Source organism: Herpetosiphon giganteus (assembly GCF_016907925.1).
Lineage (GTDB): Bacteria > Chloroflexota > Chloroflexia > Chloroflexales > Herpetosiphonaceae > Herpetosiphon > Herpetosiphon giganteus.
Window position 1 is genome coordinate 66,518 of the sequence record NZ_JAFBCZ010000007.1, and the last position, 16,060, is coordinate 82,577.

The following is a 16,060-nucleotide window of genomic DNA, read 5'->3' on the forward strand; positions in this document are numbered from 1 at the left end:
GAAGTATGATAGTTTATAAATCGCCTGCCGCAAAATATTTAGTTCCGTTTGTAGTTATATTCGTTGCTGCAACAATTGTCCTGATCAATCAGGGAAGATTTTTTTGGGCAGGGATTTCTTGTGTGTTTGCTTTGATCTTTCTTGGATTGATAGGATTATCGTATAAGTTACGCTTTGTTACTGCCGCTGATTATATGCAGGTTGATAGATTTGGATTGGATAAAAAAATTAATTGGACGGATATTATAGCTATTGAAGCTATGAAGTATGAAAGTGGAATGTATCTGCTACGCGCAATTAATAAAAATCAAATGTTTAACATTCCAATCTTGATGTTTAAACGTCGTGATATTCTAGAAATCATGCAATATCTCAATCGCAAATCCGTGCAATATCAAATTCCATTTAATCATAATATTCCATATTTGAAATCGATGTACTATCACTATAACCCAAGATCGATTACAAAAATAAGCAATTTTTTGCCAACACTATTGCCAAAAACGACAATACCGATTTTCGGTGTTTTTACCGTATGGATGATTAGTTTTGGAATGCTATTAAAACAAATCAAAGAACCTGTTTCGACTAATGCTGATCTAGATTTATTGTTATTGACTGTGATTCTGATCCTAATATATGGCTGGGTGCATTTGCTGTTTGCCCAATTCCCGCAAAACTTACGAGCAATTGAGCATAATCAGCGCAAACAGCACGATCAGATATTTGTGCCAACTGTAGCATCATCACAAACATATCGATTGCCATTTGTGCTAGTTTCAGTGGCTTTGGTGATAGCAATTGGTGGATTTATGTGGTATTTGACTCATTGAATAGTTTGAGGAGTACAGGGTATGACGGTTTATAAATCTGCTGCTACAAAGTATGCAATTCCGTTTGTGTTTATTTTAATTGCGGCAACAATTGTCTCCATTAATGAGCGCGAGATTTTTAATGCAACGATTTGTTTTATCCTTGCGTTGATTCCGATTGCTTTTATAGGGTTATCGTATAAATGGCGTTTTGTTACAGCTGATGATTATATGCAGATTGATTCGATTGTACTTGGAAAAAAGATTCATTGGAATGAGGTTATTGCGGCTGAGGATATGAAATATGATAACGGGATGTACCTGCTGCGTGTAATTAATAAAGACCAAATGTTTGAAATTCCAGTTTCAATGTTAAAAGGTCAAGATATAGTTAATATTGCAAATTATGTGAATCAAAAAACTAAACAATATCGAATTCCCTTTAATCATGATATTCCATACTTTAAATCAATGTATTATCAGTATAAGCCTAATATATTATCAAATATTGGATACTTTTCACCTCCATTACATGAAAAAACGAAAGTATGGAAATACAGTGTGTGGATTATATTTATGTTAATTACTGCTTTTATTAGTAAACGGCTTGAATGGGTAAAGTCGACTGACAAGGATATAATAATTCTGGTAGTTCTATCATTTGCAATGCTTGTCTTGGGTTGGTTACATTTACTATTTGCCCAGTTTCCGCAAAACTTACGAGCAATTGAGCATAATCAGCGTGAACAACACGATCAGATGTTTGTGCCAACTGTAACATCAGCACAACCCTATCGTTTGCCGTTTGCCCTCGTTTCATTAATTTTGCTGGCTGTGCTTGGCTGGATTTATTGGTATTTGACCAATTGAGGGAATGCAGCGCCAGCTTCATTTAAACTGGCGCTGCTGCTTATTTTAGCTGCGAATGCTGGCAAAGGCCGCTTGAGCCGCGTTGATGGTTTGGGCTACAAGCTCATCGCTATGCGCAGTTGAGACAAAAGCAGCCTCGAATTGCGATGGCGCGAGATATACACCTTGCTCAAGCATGGCATGAAAGAATTTGCCAAACATGACGGTATCGGCCCGTTTCGCCGATGTGAAATCGTAAACTTCATCGCCAGCGAAAAAGAAGCCCCACATGCTGCCAGCTTTATGCGCTTGGAAGGGAATGCCATTTTTGAAGGCAGCTTTCCAAAAGCCTTGGCAGAGCGTCGAGGTTACGCCAGTCAAGCGCTCGAAAACTTCGGGCTTGGCAATTTCACGCAGCGTTTGAATGCCTGCAACCATCGCCAATGGGTTGCCCGAAAGCGTGCCAGCTTGATACATGTTGCCTGCTGGAGCGACCATTTGCATAATTTCACGTCGCCCACCATAGGCCGCCGCTGGCAAACCACCACCAACCACCTTGCCCAAACAGGTCAAATCGGGCATGACGTTGAAATAGGCTTGAGCGCCACCGTAGGCTACACGAAAGCCTGTCATCACTTCGTCAAAAATTAATAGCGCGCCATGCTGATCGCAAAGTTGGCGCAAGCCTGCAAGATAGCCTTCGCGTGGCAGCACAAAGCCCATATTGCCTGCGACTGGCTCGATGACTAAGGCTGCAACTTGACCAGCGTTGGATTTAAATAAGGCTTCGACTGCATCAAGATCGTTGAATGGCGCAGTTAATGTGTTGCTGGTGGCACTTTTCAACACGCCTGGGCTATCGGGCAAGCCCAGCGTCGCCACACCAGAGCCAGCTTGAACCAAAAATGGATCGGCATGGCCGTGATAGCAACCCTCGAATTTGATAATTTTCTCGCGTTGGGTGTAGGCGCGGGCCAAGCGAATTGCACTCATCGTGGCCTCTGTGCCCGACGAAACAAAGCGCACCATTTCGACGCTTGGCACGGCGGCGATAACCAACTCGGCTAATTCGCTTTCAAGCTCGGTTGGTGCGCCAAAGCTGGTGCCACGTTGGGCTTGAGCACAAATTGCCTCGACCACCGCTGGATAGGCATGACCAAGAATCAACGGTCCCCACGACAAGACATAATCGATATATTGATTGCCATCAATGTCGTAGAGATAGGCTCCTGCGCCTCGATCGATAAAGCGTGGCACGCCGCCAACACCGCGAAAAGCCCGCACTGGGCTATTAACTCCGCCTGGTAAAAGTGCTTGGGCACGTTCAAAAGCCGCGCTGGAAGCATCGTTGATCACGTTTTGTATCTCCATATGTCTTGGGGATCGGGGATCGGGGCTGGGGATCGGTTTTGAAATCACGAAGCCACGAGGTTGTAACCACGAAGAACACGAAGAGCACGAAGGATGTTTGTATGTTCTATGCTCTATGTTCTATGGTCTACCTGCTGCGCTCAATCCAATCCCTAATCCCCAACAGCCGATCCCCAATCTTATGTTCTATGCTCTATGTTCTATGCTCTGCATCCCTAGCTATTTAACCACTTCGCTGCATCTTTGGCATAGTAGGTGATGATCATTGTTGCGCCAGCGCGGCGAATTGCTAACAAGCTTTCGAGTGCCACTCGTTGCTCGTCGATCCAGCCATTGGCGGCGGCAGCTTTGATCATGGCGTATTCGCCGCTGACTTGGTAGGCAGCCAAGGGCAGATTAAATTCATCGTAGACTGCGCGAATAATATCCAAATAGGCTCCTGCTGGCTTGACCATCAGCCAATCGGCACCCTCGGCCACATCGAGCGCAACTTCGGCGAGAGCTTCGCGCGCATTGGCCGCATCCATTTGGTACGAGCGGCGGTCGCCAAATTGAGGCGTTGATTCTGCTGCTTCGCGGAAGGGGCCATAAAAAGCCGAGGCAAATTTGGCAGCATACGACAGAATAATTGTGTCGTGATAGCCTGCTTGGTCAAGGCCATGGCGAATCGCGGCAATTTGGCCATCCATCATGGCGCTTGGTGCAACCACATCGGCTCCTGCTGCTGCATAGGCAACTGAAGCGCGGGCTAATAATTCCAAGGTTGGGTCATTATCAACCGTGATTGTTTCTGGCTCGCCGCTGGTCAAAATGCCACAATGGCCGTGGTCGGTATATTCGCACATACACACATCGGCAATCACCACCAAATGCGGCGCTTGTTGCTTGATTGCTCGAATCGCGCTGGGCACAGGGCCGTTCGCATCCCACGCTGCGCTGCCTTGGGCATCTTTGTGCAAGGGAATGCCAAACAGCAGCACCGAAGGAATTTGTGCGGCAACCAATTCATCAATTTCAGCGCCAAGCTGATCGAGCGAAAGCTGAAATTGACCAGGCATCGAGCTAATTGGCTTGCGAATATTCTGGCCTTCAACAATAAACAACGGCGCAATTAAGTTATCGACAGTCAATTGGGTTTCGCGCACCATGCGCCGTAATGTGGCATTGCGTCGCCCGCGGCGTAACCGCCGATTGGGGATTGGCCCAGCTTCAAATAGACTCATGCCAGTTCCTTTTCGGCGTTGGCCCACTCAACCAGAGCTTCGACTAAGCCTTGAGTTGAATGTTCCGCTGCCTCAATATCAACATGCAAGCCCAAATCAAGCGCAGTTTGGCTGGTAATTGGGCCGATGCTTGCAATAATCGTTTGGTTCAAAAATTCTTGCGAATTGCGCATACCTGCCGCATGCAACGCCTCGATGGTGTAGCGCACGGTTGAGCTTGAGCTGAATGTTACAACATCAACGTGTTGTTGACGCAGTAGCTCAGCCAATTCAACCACCTGTGGATCAGGCACTGTTCGATAGGCGACCAGCGCCGTGACCTCAGCGCCACGTGCAGTTAATGCCTCGCGCAACAGGGGGCGGGCAATATCGGCCTGTGGCAAAAAGATCCGTTGGCCTGCAACGTCTTGAAATTCGGCCAAAAATTGTTCGGCAACATAGGCATGCGGCACAAAATCGGGCGCATGGCCAAAATCGGTCAACAGTTTGGCCGTCGCTTTGCCAATTGCCGCAATTTTTAATTGATCTAAGGCGTTGCATGGCAAGCCCAAAACGCCATAGCGCTCGAACACGGCGCGAACTGCATTGGTACTGGTGGCAAGCAGCCAATCAAAGCGTTCGATTTGGCTTAGCGCCCGATCAAACGCTTGCCAATCGTCTGGTGGCAGGGTTTGAATTGCCGAACAATACAGAACGTCAGCTCCGTTGGCTTCCAAGAGTTGGGCGAACTCGGTCATCTGTTCACGGGCGCGGGTCAACACAATTCGCTTGCCCGCTAAAGGTGTGCGCATCGTCATCGTTGCAATCCACAATCTGTTGCTAGCACATGGCTATGGGCGGCTATTCAATCTGCAATTAATCAATTGTCGGCCTTGGTAGTATACAAGATTATGGCTTGCATGGCCGAGATTCAAGCGTCATCGGCTATGCCAAAAGCGCTGTAAACCGCAACCGATTTAGAGCAATTCGCGCCCACCTTGCTCAAGTAATTGCTGGGCTAAATTGGCTCCAAGTGTTTGGGCTTCGCTCGCAGCGCCAGTTAATTCGCCACGGACTAAGCGGCCATCAAGCGCACCAATCATACCGATTAAGTGCAATTGACCTGCTTGATAGGTGGCAAACGCGCCAACTGCCACTTGGCAACCGCCGCCAATCGTGGCCAAAAAGGCTTTTTCGGCTTCGGCAGTGGCCCGCGATTCAGCGTGATCGAGCACCTTGAGCAACTCAGCCACCCGTTGATCGCCCGCTCTGGCTTCGATGCCCAAAATGCCCTGAGAAACAGCCGGAGTCATTTCGTAGGGATCGAAAAATTGGCTCACCCGATCCAATAATCCTAAGCGTTGCAAGCCTGCTGCTGCCAACACAATCGCGTCGTATTGGCCTTCATCGAGCTTGCGTAGCCGCGTATCAACATTGCCGCGAATATCGATAATTGTGAGATCTGGGCGTAAGTTGCGCAACTGCGCGGCGCGGCGTGGGCTGCTGGTGCCAACTTTTGCCCCATGGGCTAAATCGGCCAACGTGCGGCCTTCTGCTCCAACCAAGACATCGCGCGGGTCAGCCCGTTCAGGGTAGGCCGCAATTGTCATGTCGGGAGCCAAAATTGAAGGCAGATCTTTGGCGCTGTGCACTGCCAAATCGACTTTGCCACTGCGCATGGCATCTTCAATTTCGCTGACAAACAGGCCTTTATCGCCTATCGCCGCCAATGGGCGATCCAAAATCGCATCGCCTTTGGTGGTGATATGCTTAAGCTCAATCGTCAAATGTGGATGCGCTGCCAATAACGCATCGCGCATGGCGTGAGTTTGCACCAAGGCCAATTGGCTTTTGCGGGTTCCAATGGTTAATCTATTCATGCTGTTCATTCTTGCTAGCGTAAGCGAATACTTAATGTAGGCCTTGAAGCCTGTTTGTTGATCAGCGGTTGCCGGAGCCTGATCCCTGACCCCTGACCGCTGGCCCCTCGGTTCTCCACCCTTCCGTCCCGCCAGCGGGATGACGCAGGGGGCTTTAATCCCCCTGCACCCCCTCAAGGACAATTTGGGCTTGGTAGGATACTCCCGATGAACCTGAGAATCAGAGGTTTTCAGCCGCAACTGATCCTTCGCAATCTTCGCGATTCCTGAACCCTAATTCCTGACCGCTGGCCCCTGTTTATTGGCCAGTCACGACGGTTTTGAGCAAATCGACAAAGGCCGGATCATCGTTGAGCAAACGAATGCGCTCAAGTTGCAAGCCTAGTTCATTGGCTTTGTGTTTGCCCTCAATATCAATATCGTACAGAATTTCGAGGTGGTCGCAGACAAAGCCAAACGGCACTTGCAGCACATATTTTTTGCCTTCAGCAGCCAGTTCGGCCAAGGTATCGAGCACATCAGGCCCCAGCCATGGCTCGCCGGTTTCGCCTTGGCTTTGGTAGGTAAAGCGCCAATCATGCAATTCGAGCATTTCGGCAATGCCTTTGGCGCTGCCCAGCAACTCCTCTGGATAAGGATCGCCCCACGCCAGCACTCGTTGCGGCAAGCTGTGAGCGCTAAACAACACTGTTACTTGATCGCGCACCTCGGCAGGAAATAACGATAGGGCTTCGCTGATGCGGCTGGCAATCAAATTGCGGAATTTTGGCTGTTCCTGCCAGCTATTGATCATTTGCAATTCGATGTTGGTGTTAAATTCTTCGTTGGCGCGATCAACTTGTTTTTGATAGCCGCCAATGCTGATTTTGGAATAATGCGGGGCCAGCGCCAGCCCAACCACTTTGCTAATGCCATCAGCATTAATTTGCTTGACTACATCGGGAATCAATGGATGCCAATATTTCATGCCAAAATACACCTGATATTGGTCAGGAAATTCGGCATCAAGTTGGACTTGTAGTTGGTCGGTTACCGATTTGGTTAGGGTGGTGAGTGGCGTATGGCCCCCAACTGCCCGATAGCGAGCTGAAAGATTTTCGACTTGCTCAGGCGTTGGCATGCGCCCACCACGCACATTGATGTAGTATTGCTCAACTTCATCGATAGCGTTGGGTGTGCCATAGGCCATCAGCAAGACCGCTGTTTTTGCTGACATAATGTTCCTCATTCTTAGTTATGATCCACGAAGTGCACGAAGGACACGAAGGCTTGAAACCGCGAAGAACGCGAAGAGCACGAAGAATTATCTATGTTCTATGCTCTCTGCTCTCTGTTCTCCAATTTCCTGACCCCTAGCCCCTATCCCCCGACCCCTATGTTCTATGCTTTATGCTCGTGAACAAACGCCACTAACCGTTCGAGATTGGCAACCGGAGTTTGCGGGTGAATGCCATGGCCAAGGTTGAAAATATGGCCTGGGCGACCATCGATTCGGCGCAAAATATCGGCTGCTTGTTCGCGCACATATTCCCACGGCCCGAGCAATACCGCAGGGTCAAGATTGCCTTGGATGGCTTTATCGTTGCCAATTAATTGCCATGCTTCGTCGATCGGAATCCGCCAATCGGCCCCGAGCACCGAGCCACCATCGTTGCGCATCAATGGCAACAAATTGGTTGTGTTGGTGCCAAAGTGAATCAATGGAATGCTGGTTTCTTCACGCAAGGTTTTGAGAATGCGGGCGGTGTAGGGCTGCACAAAGGTTGCATAATCGTGGGGGCTTAAACAACCAACCCAGCTATCGAACAGCTGCAAGGCATCAACGCCAGCCGTAAGTTTCACCCGCAAATAGCTAATCGTTAGGTCGGCCAAGCGCTCCATCAGGGCATGCCACACATTGGGGCTGCCATACATCATGGCTTTGGTATTCAGAAAATTCTTCGAGCCTTTGCCTTCGACCAAGTAGGCCGCCAAGGTAAATGGTGCGCCAGCAAAGCCAATCAACGGAGTTTGGCCCAATTCTGCTTTGAGCAAATGAATCGATTTGCTAATGTAGGGCACGTCAACTTCTGGCTCGATTGGCCGAATTCTGCTGACATCAGCCATGGTGCGAATTGGGTTGGCAACCACGGGGCCGATGCTTTCGACCAAATCAACGCCCACGCCGGTGGCAATCAGCGGAGTCATAATGTCGGCAAACATAATTGCTGCATCAACGCCCAAGCGGCGCACTGGCTGCAAGGTTACTTCAGCACACAATTCTGGCTGATAGCAAATATCCATAAAGCCATATTGCTCGCGGATGGCGCGATATTCGGGCAGCGCACGGCCTGCCTGTCGCATAAACCAAACTGGGGTCGTATCCACAGCTTCACGGCGACAAGCCCGTAAAAATCGATCTTGCATAGTGATTGTTCTATCCTTTGATGGTTGATGAATCGTTGCGATCAAAAAGCCGAGCCAGCATTGGGCATTGCGCGCCAAATCTGGCTCGGCTGACAAACTAAATCATTGCCAAGGCTTCGCGAATTGGTCGATTGACCCCGGTGATAATTGGCGTGTCGTTGAGCGTATAGCGGCGGGCTTCGGTCGAGCGCAGCGCAATCACCAATTCTTCAAAGCGGGGCAAGCTATCGGTTTCGTAGGCCACAATAAATTCATGGTCATCGATACCGGTGGTGTAGAGCAACACTTGGCGTACATCTGCATACTCATGGCCAACCCGAATGTGCTCATTCATCATGCCTTGGCGGGCATCGCGGCTCATCAAATACCATTCTTTGGTTTTGCTGAAGGGATAAACAATCAAATATGGTTCACGATCTTCGAGGTCGATCGCTTGCTCTTGGGTGGTTGGGCGCTTGGTGTAATTGGAAGTACGGGTAAAGCCATAGTAAAGGTTGGTTTGCTCAAAATAGGCTCCGATGCCAGTTTGCAGTAAGCGGCTGGTCATCTCTTGCATAGCAACTGGCGAGGTGCCTTTGCGCCACAGCAACAAATCGGAATTGAGCTTAAAGCCAATCGTGCTATACGAATAGGTCACGATCGAAGGATAGGCCTCTTCGACCACTTGGGCAAACTGTTCGCGCAAGTCTTCGCGGGCTGCTGCTGGCAAGCGTCGCCATTCGGGTGCAGCCTTGAAGGTGGTATATTGAACAAACAATTGGCCTTCGGTTGAATTTGGCAATTTAACGTCTTCCATGGAAGTTTAATTCCTTTATAACAGTGATGGCCCTAACCATCTGAGCTTATGCGATTGCCTCAAAATCGAGGCGAAACAATTGCTGTGCGGCGTGCGCCAGCTGTGGGCTGGCAGCAGTATCTTTAATCGCCCGCATCGGCTGATGTAATAATTTATTGATAATCGCGCTGGTCAAAGCTGAAACCGCAGCCTGTTCTTGCTCGGAAAGATCCAAGCGTGCCAAGGCGCGTTCAAGCTCAGCCAACCGAATTGCTTCGGCATGGGCGCGTAAGGCGCGAATCGTTGGCAAGACAGCTTGGGTTGACCACCACTCTTGCCATTTGAACAATTCGCGTTCGACGATCGTTTCGGCTCCGGCCACTTCGGCTGCTTTGCTGGCGCGATTGCGCTCACAGATTGCCTGCATATCATCGACATCGTAGAGCCAAACATCGGCCAGCGCCCCAATATGGCGATCAATATCGCGGGGCACTGCCAAATCGAGCAGTACCCATGGGCGTTGGCGTTGCGCTTGCAAGGCTTGGGCCTGTTCCAAATCAAGCATCAACTCAGGCGACGAGGTACAGCTAATTACCACATCGCTGGCTTGTAAGGTTGGCAGCAATTCGCTCATCGGCTTGGCAACAACCTTGTGATGCTCGGCCAAACGGGCAGCCCGTTCAAAGGTGCGGCTCAGCACGGTGATGTTGCTGGTATGTTCGAGATAGTGTTTGAGTGCCAACTCGCCAGTGCGGCCCGCCCCAATAATCACCACCGAACGATTGCTAAGCTCGATGTGTTGGCGGGCCAGGCTAAGGCCAACCGAAACCACAGATAATTGAGCATGGGCCAATTGGGTTTCGGTGCGTACTAGCTTGCCCGTTGTCAGCGCTGCCTGAATCAAACGATGCATGGTTGTGCCCAACAGCTCGGTTTGTTGGGCGGCGTTATAGGCAGTTTTGATTTGGCTTAAAATTTGAGCCTCGCCCAATGCCATTGAATCTAAGCCCGAAGCCACCCGAAACAGGTGACGCACTGCATCGTCATCGATATAGGTATACAAATGGGGCATCAATTCATCAAGATCGATGAAGCGTTGCTGGGCTAAAAATTGGCGCAACGAACGCCCGCCATCAGCCTCAGCCACCAGCGCATACAATTCCACCCGATTGCAGGTTGAGAGGATAAAGCCCTCAACGGCAATCTGGCCAAGATTATTCAGAGCTTGAGCTAACTCAGCCTCGGCAAAGGCGATTCGCTCGCGAATTGAAATTGGGGCCGTGCGTTGATGTGCCCCCACAACCACCAGTTGCACAGTAAACTCCCAGTAAAAAGCAAAGCGCTATTTGCATCGAGCGCAATCATCATGAAACTTTAACGTTTGATCGATGCCAATTGAGGTTTGCACTTACGAGCCTGCTTGTTCAAAACCTTCGATTGTTCCGAGCAGCGTTGCATCCATAAACAAATCGAGGCGTGTCCGCAGTTCTACGACGGTTGCCACATCGATTGGACGGGTCGATTGTGGCTTGGCCAACTGGGCAAACGCCCGCCGAAAAAACAGAAAGGCCTCAACCGTATCGTGCATCGAGACCCCCATTTCGCGGGCTTCGCGCCCATAGGTGGCCCCGACCGCCTTGGCTTCAGCCAAAATCCGTTCATCAAGCTCATTGCTGTTGACATATTGCATCAACATCCCAAATAAGCGCTGGCCTAAGCCACGCATGCGCTCGGTGGTTGGGTTGGTGTCAAAGCGGGCATGCCAGCCTTGGCCCATCAACTCGCGTGTATCAAGATGCCAATGGCGGGTTTGGCCCAATTCGGGCACTGGCTGATGATCAGGCTGTTGCTGATTGACCATGCGTTCAACTGCTGCCCGCTGAAAGCGGCGATGGCCGCCAAGCGTGCGTTTGGTTGGCACTAAACCAGCATCGCCCCAACGGCGAACCGTTGAAGGCGCAACCCCCAGCAAATCGCTGGCCTCGCTCAGTGAGATCCATTCTGGATCGATGTCGATACTTAATTCTGTCATGAATCTATAAAATCTACCAAATCTACCATTGAAAATCTATCACTGGTATTGTATCTAAAAGCTGCTTGAGTGTCTAGTTGACAAAACACGCAATTAACGACACGTCACAATTGCTAACAATTGCTGCAACCTTCGGCCACGTAGCGCGTAAGGCTCTCAGCAATTGGGATGAGCGCGGTACTAGTAGAGTCTATAAATTTGGCATATTGTCGATTTAGTAGGCCTGCTGGTATAATAGACCCTTGTAGAGGAGAACCGACTCTCCCCACTTTTAACTGAAATGAGTGAGGCACCGTATGCAACGAACCGTTCGCATGGGGTTGCTGTTGCTGTTAGCGTTTGGATTCATGCCCTTGATTCAACGCCCAGCTCAAGCAGCATCCTTCGATGATCAGATTATTGCCGATGAGATTCTGGTAACGTTTAATAATGGCTATCGCGTCAGTGCGAATGGTGCATTCTTTGAAGGTTCGAAGGCTTTAAAAAATGGGCTAGGCATTGGCCCATTGTTGGCAACCAATCAGCTTGATGGCGTTGGCCAAGTTGCGATGCTAAAACTACCTGCTGGCAGCAATGGCGATGCAAAAATTGCTCAATTGCTCAAAAATCCAGCTGTGCGCTATGCTGAATACAACGCAGTGCGCAAAACGCTTGTCGACCCTAACGATGAATATTATGCAGAGCAATGGGGCTTACCCAAAATTGGAGCCAATGGCGCTTGGGATATGACCCAAGGCAATGGCTTGGTGATTGCAATTATTGATACTGGGGTTTCAATCACCCACCCCGACTTAGCAGGGCACGTATTGCCTGGCTATAACGCCTTAGAAAATAATGGCAATAGCCACGATGATGAAGGCCACGGTACGGCCATGGCTGGGATTGCCGCCGCCGTGACCAATAACGGTCAAGGCGTGGCTGGTCTCTGCTGGAACTGCCAAATCTTGCCAGTGAAAGTGCTCAACAGCGAAGGCGAAGGTACCGCAGCCGATATTATCGAAGGCATGTATTGGGCTGCCGATAATGGGGCGCGAATCATTAGCATGAGCTTGGGCGGCCCACGAGCTACGCAAGCCGAACAAGATGCTGTCAATTATATTTATAACAAAAATATTCCGCTGTTTGCCTCAGCTGGCAACTCAGGCAATAAAGGCAACCCAACGATCTATCCTGCTGCTTTTGATCATGTGATTGCGGTTGGGGCAACCAACACCCAAGATAAAGTTGCAAGTTTCTCCTCGTATGGCAATTATGTTGATATTGCCGCTCCAGGGGTAAATATTGCCAGTACTGCCTTGGATCGTGATGGCTATGAGCTTGGTAGCGGCACCTCGCCTGCCTGTCCGTTTGTAGCTGGTACGGCTGCGCTCGCCTTGAGCGTTTGGCCTGAATTGACTGTTGATCAAATTGAAAAATTGATTACTGGCAGCGCAGTTGATATTCTGACTCCTGGCAAGGATGTTTATAGCGGGTATGGACGGCTTGATACCTACAAGACCGTACAAAATGCTGTGTTGCGCACCATTCCTGGTGAACCACAACCACAGCCACCAACCCCGCCAGCTCCTCAGCCGCCAACCCCAGAGCCACAGCCAGGCAATCCTGCGTTTGTGCCTGTTGGTGCGCCACCATTGCCTGCTCCAGTCGGCGAAGTATACTTCCCTGAAACCGGCCACAATTTGCGCGGCGAATTCAAAAACTATTGGGATCGTAACGGCGGTTTGGCCGTATTCGGCTACCCAATCAGCGAAGAATTTGTTGAACAAACGCCCGAAGGCTCGTTTACAGTGCAATATTTCGAGCGCCAACGCTTTGAATTTCACCCTGAAAAAGCTGCCCCATACAACGTATTGTTGGGTCGCTTAGGTGATTCAGTCTTGCGCGATCGGGGCGATGATTGGTTCACTTTCCCCAAAGGCCAACCAGAAGCTGGCTGTCTCTATTTCGAGCAAACCCAACACAAAGTTTGTGGCGAGTTCCGCAAATATTGGGAAAACAATGGGCTGAATGATCCTGCCTTGAGCAAATATGATCGTAGCCTGCAATTGTTTGGCTTGCCATTATCAGAGCCAACCACCGAAACCAACCGCGATGGCGCAACCGTCACTACTCAATGGTTTGAACGCGGGCGCTTCGAATATCACGAAGGTAGCGGTGTGCTGCTTGGGTTGTTGGCCAAGGAATATGCCAACAATCGTAATTGGCGCTAAAGTAGTTTATAATGGCTGAAGCCAGCAGATCTCTTGGGCTGGCTTCAGCATCTCATACATGGGAAACGCTGCTCGATTCGGTTGTGAGAGAACAACCGCCAATGGCATCCAACTTGATGAAGAGTTGCGTTAAGTAGGTTTTAGGCTGCCGAGAGCAGCATATTTGGAGGACTTTGTGGTTTTACGTCGGATTTTAGGAATCGTGACTGCAGCCCTTGCAGTGGTTACCCTCTCTGTTCAACCTCGCTCAACCACCGCTGCCGAACCAATCAAGCTTGATACCCAATGCTTTGATGTACCCGGCATCACCAACTGTCTCGATGACAAATTTTTGACCTATTGGAATGGCAATGGTGGCTTGCCAGTATTTGGCTATCCAATCACCGCTGCTGCTAATGAAGTTAATCCTGATACGCAGCAAAGCTATTTGACCCAATGGCTCGAACGCAATCGCTTTGAGTTGCACCCAGAAAATGCGGGCACGCCCTACGAAGTGTTGTTGGGCTTGTTGGGCAAAGAACGGTTGGCCCAATTGAATCGCCAAGTCGAGCCACGCGAAGCTGGCCCGGTTGATGGTTGTTTGTGGTTTGAGCAAACTGGCCATAACGTCTGTAATCAAGCAGGCGATTTGGGCTTCAAGAGCTACTGGCAATCACATGGCTTGAAGATCGATGGCTTGGATACCTACGCGCGTTCGTTGCAATTGTTTGGTTTGCCCTTGACCAGCGCCCAAACGGAAACCAATGCCAACGGCGATACCGTGGTAACCCAATGGTTCGAGCGCGCTCGTCTCGAATGGCACCCAAGCAACCCTGATGAGTTCAAGGTGCTTTTGGGCTTGTTGGGCAAAGAAATCATTGATGGCCGCAGCCAACCAATTCCGACCCCAACCCCAGCGCCCATCCCAAGCCCAACCCCAACTCCAGCGCCAAGCCCAACCCCAACTGATCCTTGTGCCAGCACGCCTGAGCCAGTTTCAGCTCGGATTCGGCCAGCCAAATGTGGCCCTGTTGGAACCGTCTTCAGCTTCGATTTGTATGGTTTCCAAGCAAACGAAGATGTTGGTTTCTGGTTTACTGATCCAGACGGGATTAACGTTGGAACGGCAGACACTACGAATATTGGACCACAAGGTGCAATCAATGGACTTAATTTCAACACCCGTGGTCTCTACCCTGGCACATGGCAATTCACCATGCAAGGTGTATCGAGTGGCCATGCTGCAGTCGTTTACTTTACGATTACCCAATAAGTTTAGTTGATTGAACTGCCTGGTTGGTTTAGAATCCCAGCTAATTGCTTGTAGCAATTGGCTGGGATTTTGTTATGATGAGACAATCCCATCAGTCTAGATGCTGTTCGCAGCATGTTTGGAGGAATTTGTGAGTGTACTCCGTCGAATGTTTGGTTTGGCGACTGCAACCCTCGCAGTAGCAGCCTTGGCTGTTCAGCCCCGCCCAACCGCCGCCGCCGAACCAATCGTGCTTGAAACCCAATGTTTCGATGTGCCTGGCATTACCGCATGTTTGGCCGATGATTTCTTGGCCTATTGGAAGAACAATGGTGGTTTGCCAGTGTTCGGCTATCCCATCGCTGAAGCAGGTGATGAATATAATGTCGATAGCGACGCTAATTATTGGACTCAATGGCTCGAACGCAATCGCTTTGAGTTGCACCCAGAAAATGCGGGCACGCCCTACGAAGTCTTGCTAGGTTTGTTGGGCAAAGAACGACTTAGCCAACTTGGCCGCGACGCTGAGCCACGCGAAGCTGGCCCGGTTGATGGTTGTTTGTGGTTTGAAGAAACTGGCCACAACGTCTGTAATCAAGCAGGCAATTTGGGCTTCAAGAGCTACTGGCAATCACATGGCTTGAAGATCGATGGCTTGGATACCTACGCGCGTTCGTTGCAATTGTTTGGCTTGCCCTTGACCAGCGCCCAAACGGAAACCAATGCCAACGGCGATACCGTGGTAACCCAATGGTTCGAGCGTGCTCGTCTCGAATGGCACCCAAGCAACCCTGACGAGTTCAAGGTACTTTTGGGATTGCTCGGCAAAGAAATCATTGATGAATGGTCGCAGCCAGTGACACCAGAACAACAATGTGAAAACACGCCTGATCCACGATCAGCCAATATTCGGCCTAGCAAATGTGTTCAAGCTGGCACGGTCTTATTCTTTGATTTTTATGGTTTCCAACCAAACGAAGAAGTTATTTTGTGGATTACTGATCCAGCAGGCGAAACCTATAAATTCGATGAAGGTAGTACGATTGGCGAAACCGGCTCGCTTGAAAACGCCGAGTGGCCAACCGATGGCTCAGAAACTGGGCTGTGGTTGATCTCGTTGGAAGGCAAAACCAGCAAGCATATTGCTGATGTCTATTTCACGGTTCTGCCATAATCTGACTTCCTAGCCTCAAAAAGCTCCACAGCTTTCGGTAGCTGTGGAGCTTTTTTTATTAGGCTGCGTAGTACTAAGGTAGGCTAGCATTCGAGGCTCGTTGCTGCTAGGCTATCGG

General features: G+C 49.8%; 14 protein-coding genes. 5 read left to right on the forward strand and 9 right to left on the reverse strand.

What is annotated here, in order from left to right:
• The first annotated feature begins 5 nt into the window (after nucleotides 1–5).
• Together JOD20_RS08290 and JOD20_RS08295 are read left to right on the forward strand one after the other, a co-directional pair.
• The gene (locus JOD20_RS08290) at nucleotides 6–833 is read left to right on the forward strand and encodes a hypothetical protein (RefSeq protein WP_204754820.1); all 828 of its coding nucleotides are present in this window, start codon (nucleotides 6–8) and stop codon (nucleotides 831–833) included.
• A 21-nt stretch (nucleotides 834–854) separates the two neighbouring features.
• Nucleotides 855–1,682: a hypothetical protein gene (locus JOD20_RS08295; protein WP_204754821.1), complete on the forward strand. Its 828-nt coding sequence runs from the start codon at nucleotides 855–857 to the stop codon at nucleotides 1,680–1,682.
• Nucleotides 1,683–1,727: 45 nt separating this feature from the next.
• Here the strand turns inward: JOD20_RS08295 and hemL are convergent, their stop codons facing one another.
• The 9 genes from hemL to JOD20_RS08340 form a co-directional block, all read right to left on the reverse strand.
• Nucleotides 1,728–3,032, reverse strand: coding sequence for a glutamate-1-semialdehyde 2,1-aminomutase (gene hemL, locus JOD20_RS08300; RefSeq protein ID WP_239583783.1), 1,305 nt, complete (start codon nucleotides 3,030–3,032; stop codon nucleotides 1,728–1,730).
• A 215-nt stretch (nucleotides 3,033–3,247) separates the two neighbouring features.
• A complete protein-coding gene (gene hemB / locus JOD20_RS08305) occupies nucleotides 3,248–4,255 on the reverse strand; it encodes a porphobilinogen synthase (RefSeq protein ID WP_204754823.1) in 1,008 nt (335 codons plus the stop codon).
• On the reverse strand, nucleotides 4,252–5,052 hold the full coding sequence (locus JOD20_RS08310; protein WP_204754824.1) for a uroporphyrinogen-III synthase: 801 nt from the start codon (nucleotides 5,050–5,052) through the stop codon (nucleotides 4,252–4,254). Before JOD20_RS08310 ends, hemB begins: the two co-directional genes overlap by 4 nt.
• 159 nt (nucleotides 5,053–5,211) lie before the next feature.
• Entirely contained in the window at nucleotides 5,212–6,114 is a 903-nt protein-coding gene (hemC, locus tag JOD20_RS08315; RefSeq protein WP_204754825.1) for a hydroxymethylbilane synthase, read from the reverse strand.
• Nucleotides 6,115–6,412: 298 nt separating this feature from the next.
• Nucleotides 6,413–7,330 carry a ferrochelatase gene (gene hemH / locus JOD20_RS08320; RefSeq protein WP_204754826.1) on the reverse strand — a complete coding sequence of 306 codons (918 nt, stop codon included), beginning with the start codon at nucleotides 7,328–7,330 and terminating at the stop codon, nucleotides 6,413–6,415.
• A gap of 164 nt (nucleotides 7,331–7,494) precedes the next feature.
• Nucleotides 7,495–8,520: a uroporphyrinogen decarboxylase gene (hemE, locus tag JOD20_RS08325; protein WP_204754827.1), complete on the reverse strand. Its 1,026-nt coding sequence runs from the start codon at nucleotides 8,518–8,520 to the stop codon at nucleotides 7,495–7,497.
• A gap of 97 nt (nucleotides 8,521–8,617) precedes the next feature.
• Nucleotides 8,618–9,316 carry a chlorite dismutase family protein gene (locus JOD20_RS08330; protein WP_110514033.1) on the reverse strand — a complete coding sequence of 233 codons (699 nt, stop codon included), beginning with the start codon at nucleotides 9,314–9,316 and terminating at the stop codon, nucleotides 8,618–8,620.
• Between the two features lie 46 nt (nucleotides 9,317–9,362).
• On the reverse strand, nucleotides 9,363–10,610 hold the full coding sequence (gene hemA, locus JOD20_RS08335; RefSeq protein ID WP_204754828.1) for a glutamyl-tRNA reductase: 1,248 nt from the start codon (nucleotides 10,608–10,610) through the stop codon (nucleotides 9,363–9,365).
• A 93-nt stretch (nucleotides 10,611–10,703) separates the two neighbouring features.
• Nucleotides 10,704–11,327, reverse strand: coding sequence for a MerR family transcriptional regulator (locus JOD20_RS08340; protein WP_054534885.1), 624 nt, complete (start codon nucleotides 11,325–11,327; stop codon nucleotides 10,704–10,706).
• Nucleotides 11,328–11,623: 296 nt separating this feature from the next.
• On the opposite strand from JOD20_RS08340, the gene JOD20_RS08345 reads away from it, so the two are divergent.
• From JOD20_RS08345 to JOD20_RS08355, 3 genes are all read left to right on the forward strand, one after another.
• Complete coding sequence (locus JOD20_RS08345; RefSeq protein ID WP_204754829.1) at nucleotides 11,624–13,537, forward strand: S8 family peptidase; 1,914 nt, start codon at nucleotides 11,624–11,626, stop codon at nucleotides 13,535–13,537.
• A 175-nt stretch (nucleotides 13,538–13,712) separates the two neighbouring features.
• Entirely contained in the window at nucleotides 13,713–14,789 is a 1,077-nt protein-coding gene (locus tag JOD20_RS08350; protein ID WP_204754830.1) for a hypothetical protein, read from the forward strand.
• 130 nt (nucleotides 14,790–14,919) lie between these two features.
• Nucleotides 14,920–15,942: a hypothetical protein gene (locus tag JOD20_RS08355; protein ID WP_338034179.1), complete on the forward strand. Its 1,023-nt coding sequence runs from the start codon at nucleotides 14,920–14,922 to the stop codon at nucleotides 15,940–15,942.
• Nucleotides 15,943–16,060 lie beyond the last annotated feature (118 nt).

Coding starts and splice junctions, on each gene's coding strand:
- JOD20_RS08310 (WP_204754824.1), bottom strand. CDS start 5,052: ATGACGATGCGCACACCTTTAGCGGGCAAGCGAATTGTGTTGACCCGC.
- hemL (WP_239583783.1), bottom strand. CDS start 3,032: ATGGAGATACAAAACGTGATCAACGATGCTTCCAGCGCGGCTTTTGAA.
- JOD20_RS08345 (WP_204754829.1), top strand. CDS start 11,624: ATGCAACGAACCGTTCGCATGGGGTTGCTGTTGCTGTTAGCGTTTGGA.
- JOD20_RS08340 (WP_054534885.1), bottom strand. CDS start 11,327: ATGACAGAATTAAGTATCGACATCGATCCAGAATGGATCTCACTGAGC.
- hemC (WP_204754825.1), bottom strand. CDS start 6,114: ATGAATAGATTAACCATTGGAACCCGCAAAAGCCAATTGGCCTTGGTG.
- hemE (WP_204754827.1), bottom strand. CDS start 8,520: ATGCAAGATCGATTTTTACGGGCTTGTCGCCGTGAAGCTGTGGATACG.
- hemB (WP_204754823.1), bottom strand. CDS start 4,255: ATGAGTCTATTTGAAGCTGGGCCAATCCCCAATCGGCGGTTACGCCGC.
- JOD20_RS08290 (WP_204754820.1), top strand. CDS start 6: ATGATAGTTTATAAATCGCCTGCCGCAAAATATTTAGTTCCGTTTGTA.
- JOD20_RS08330 (WP_110514033.1), bottom strand. CDS start 9,316: ATGGAAGACGTTAAATTGCCAAATTCAACCGAAGGCCAATTGTTTGTT.
- hemH (WP_204754826.1), bottom strand. CDS start 7,330: ATGTCAGCAAAAACAGCGGTCTTGCTGATGGCCTATGGCACACCCAAC.
- JOD20_RS08295 (WP_204754821.1), top strand. CDS start 855: ATGACGGTTTATAAATCTGCTGCTACAAAGTATGCAATTCCGTTTGTG.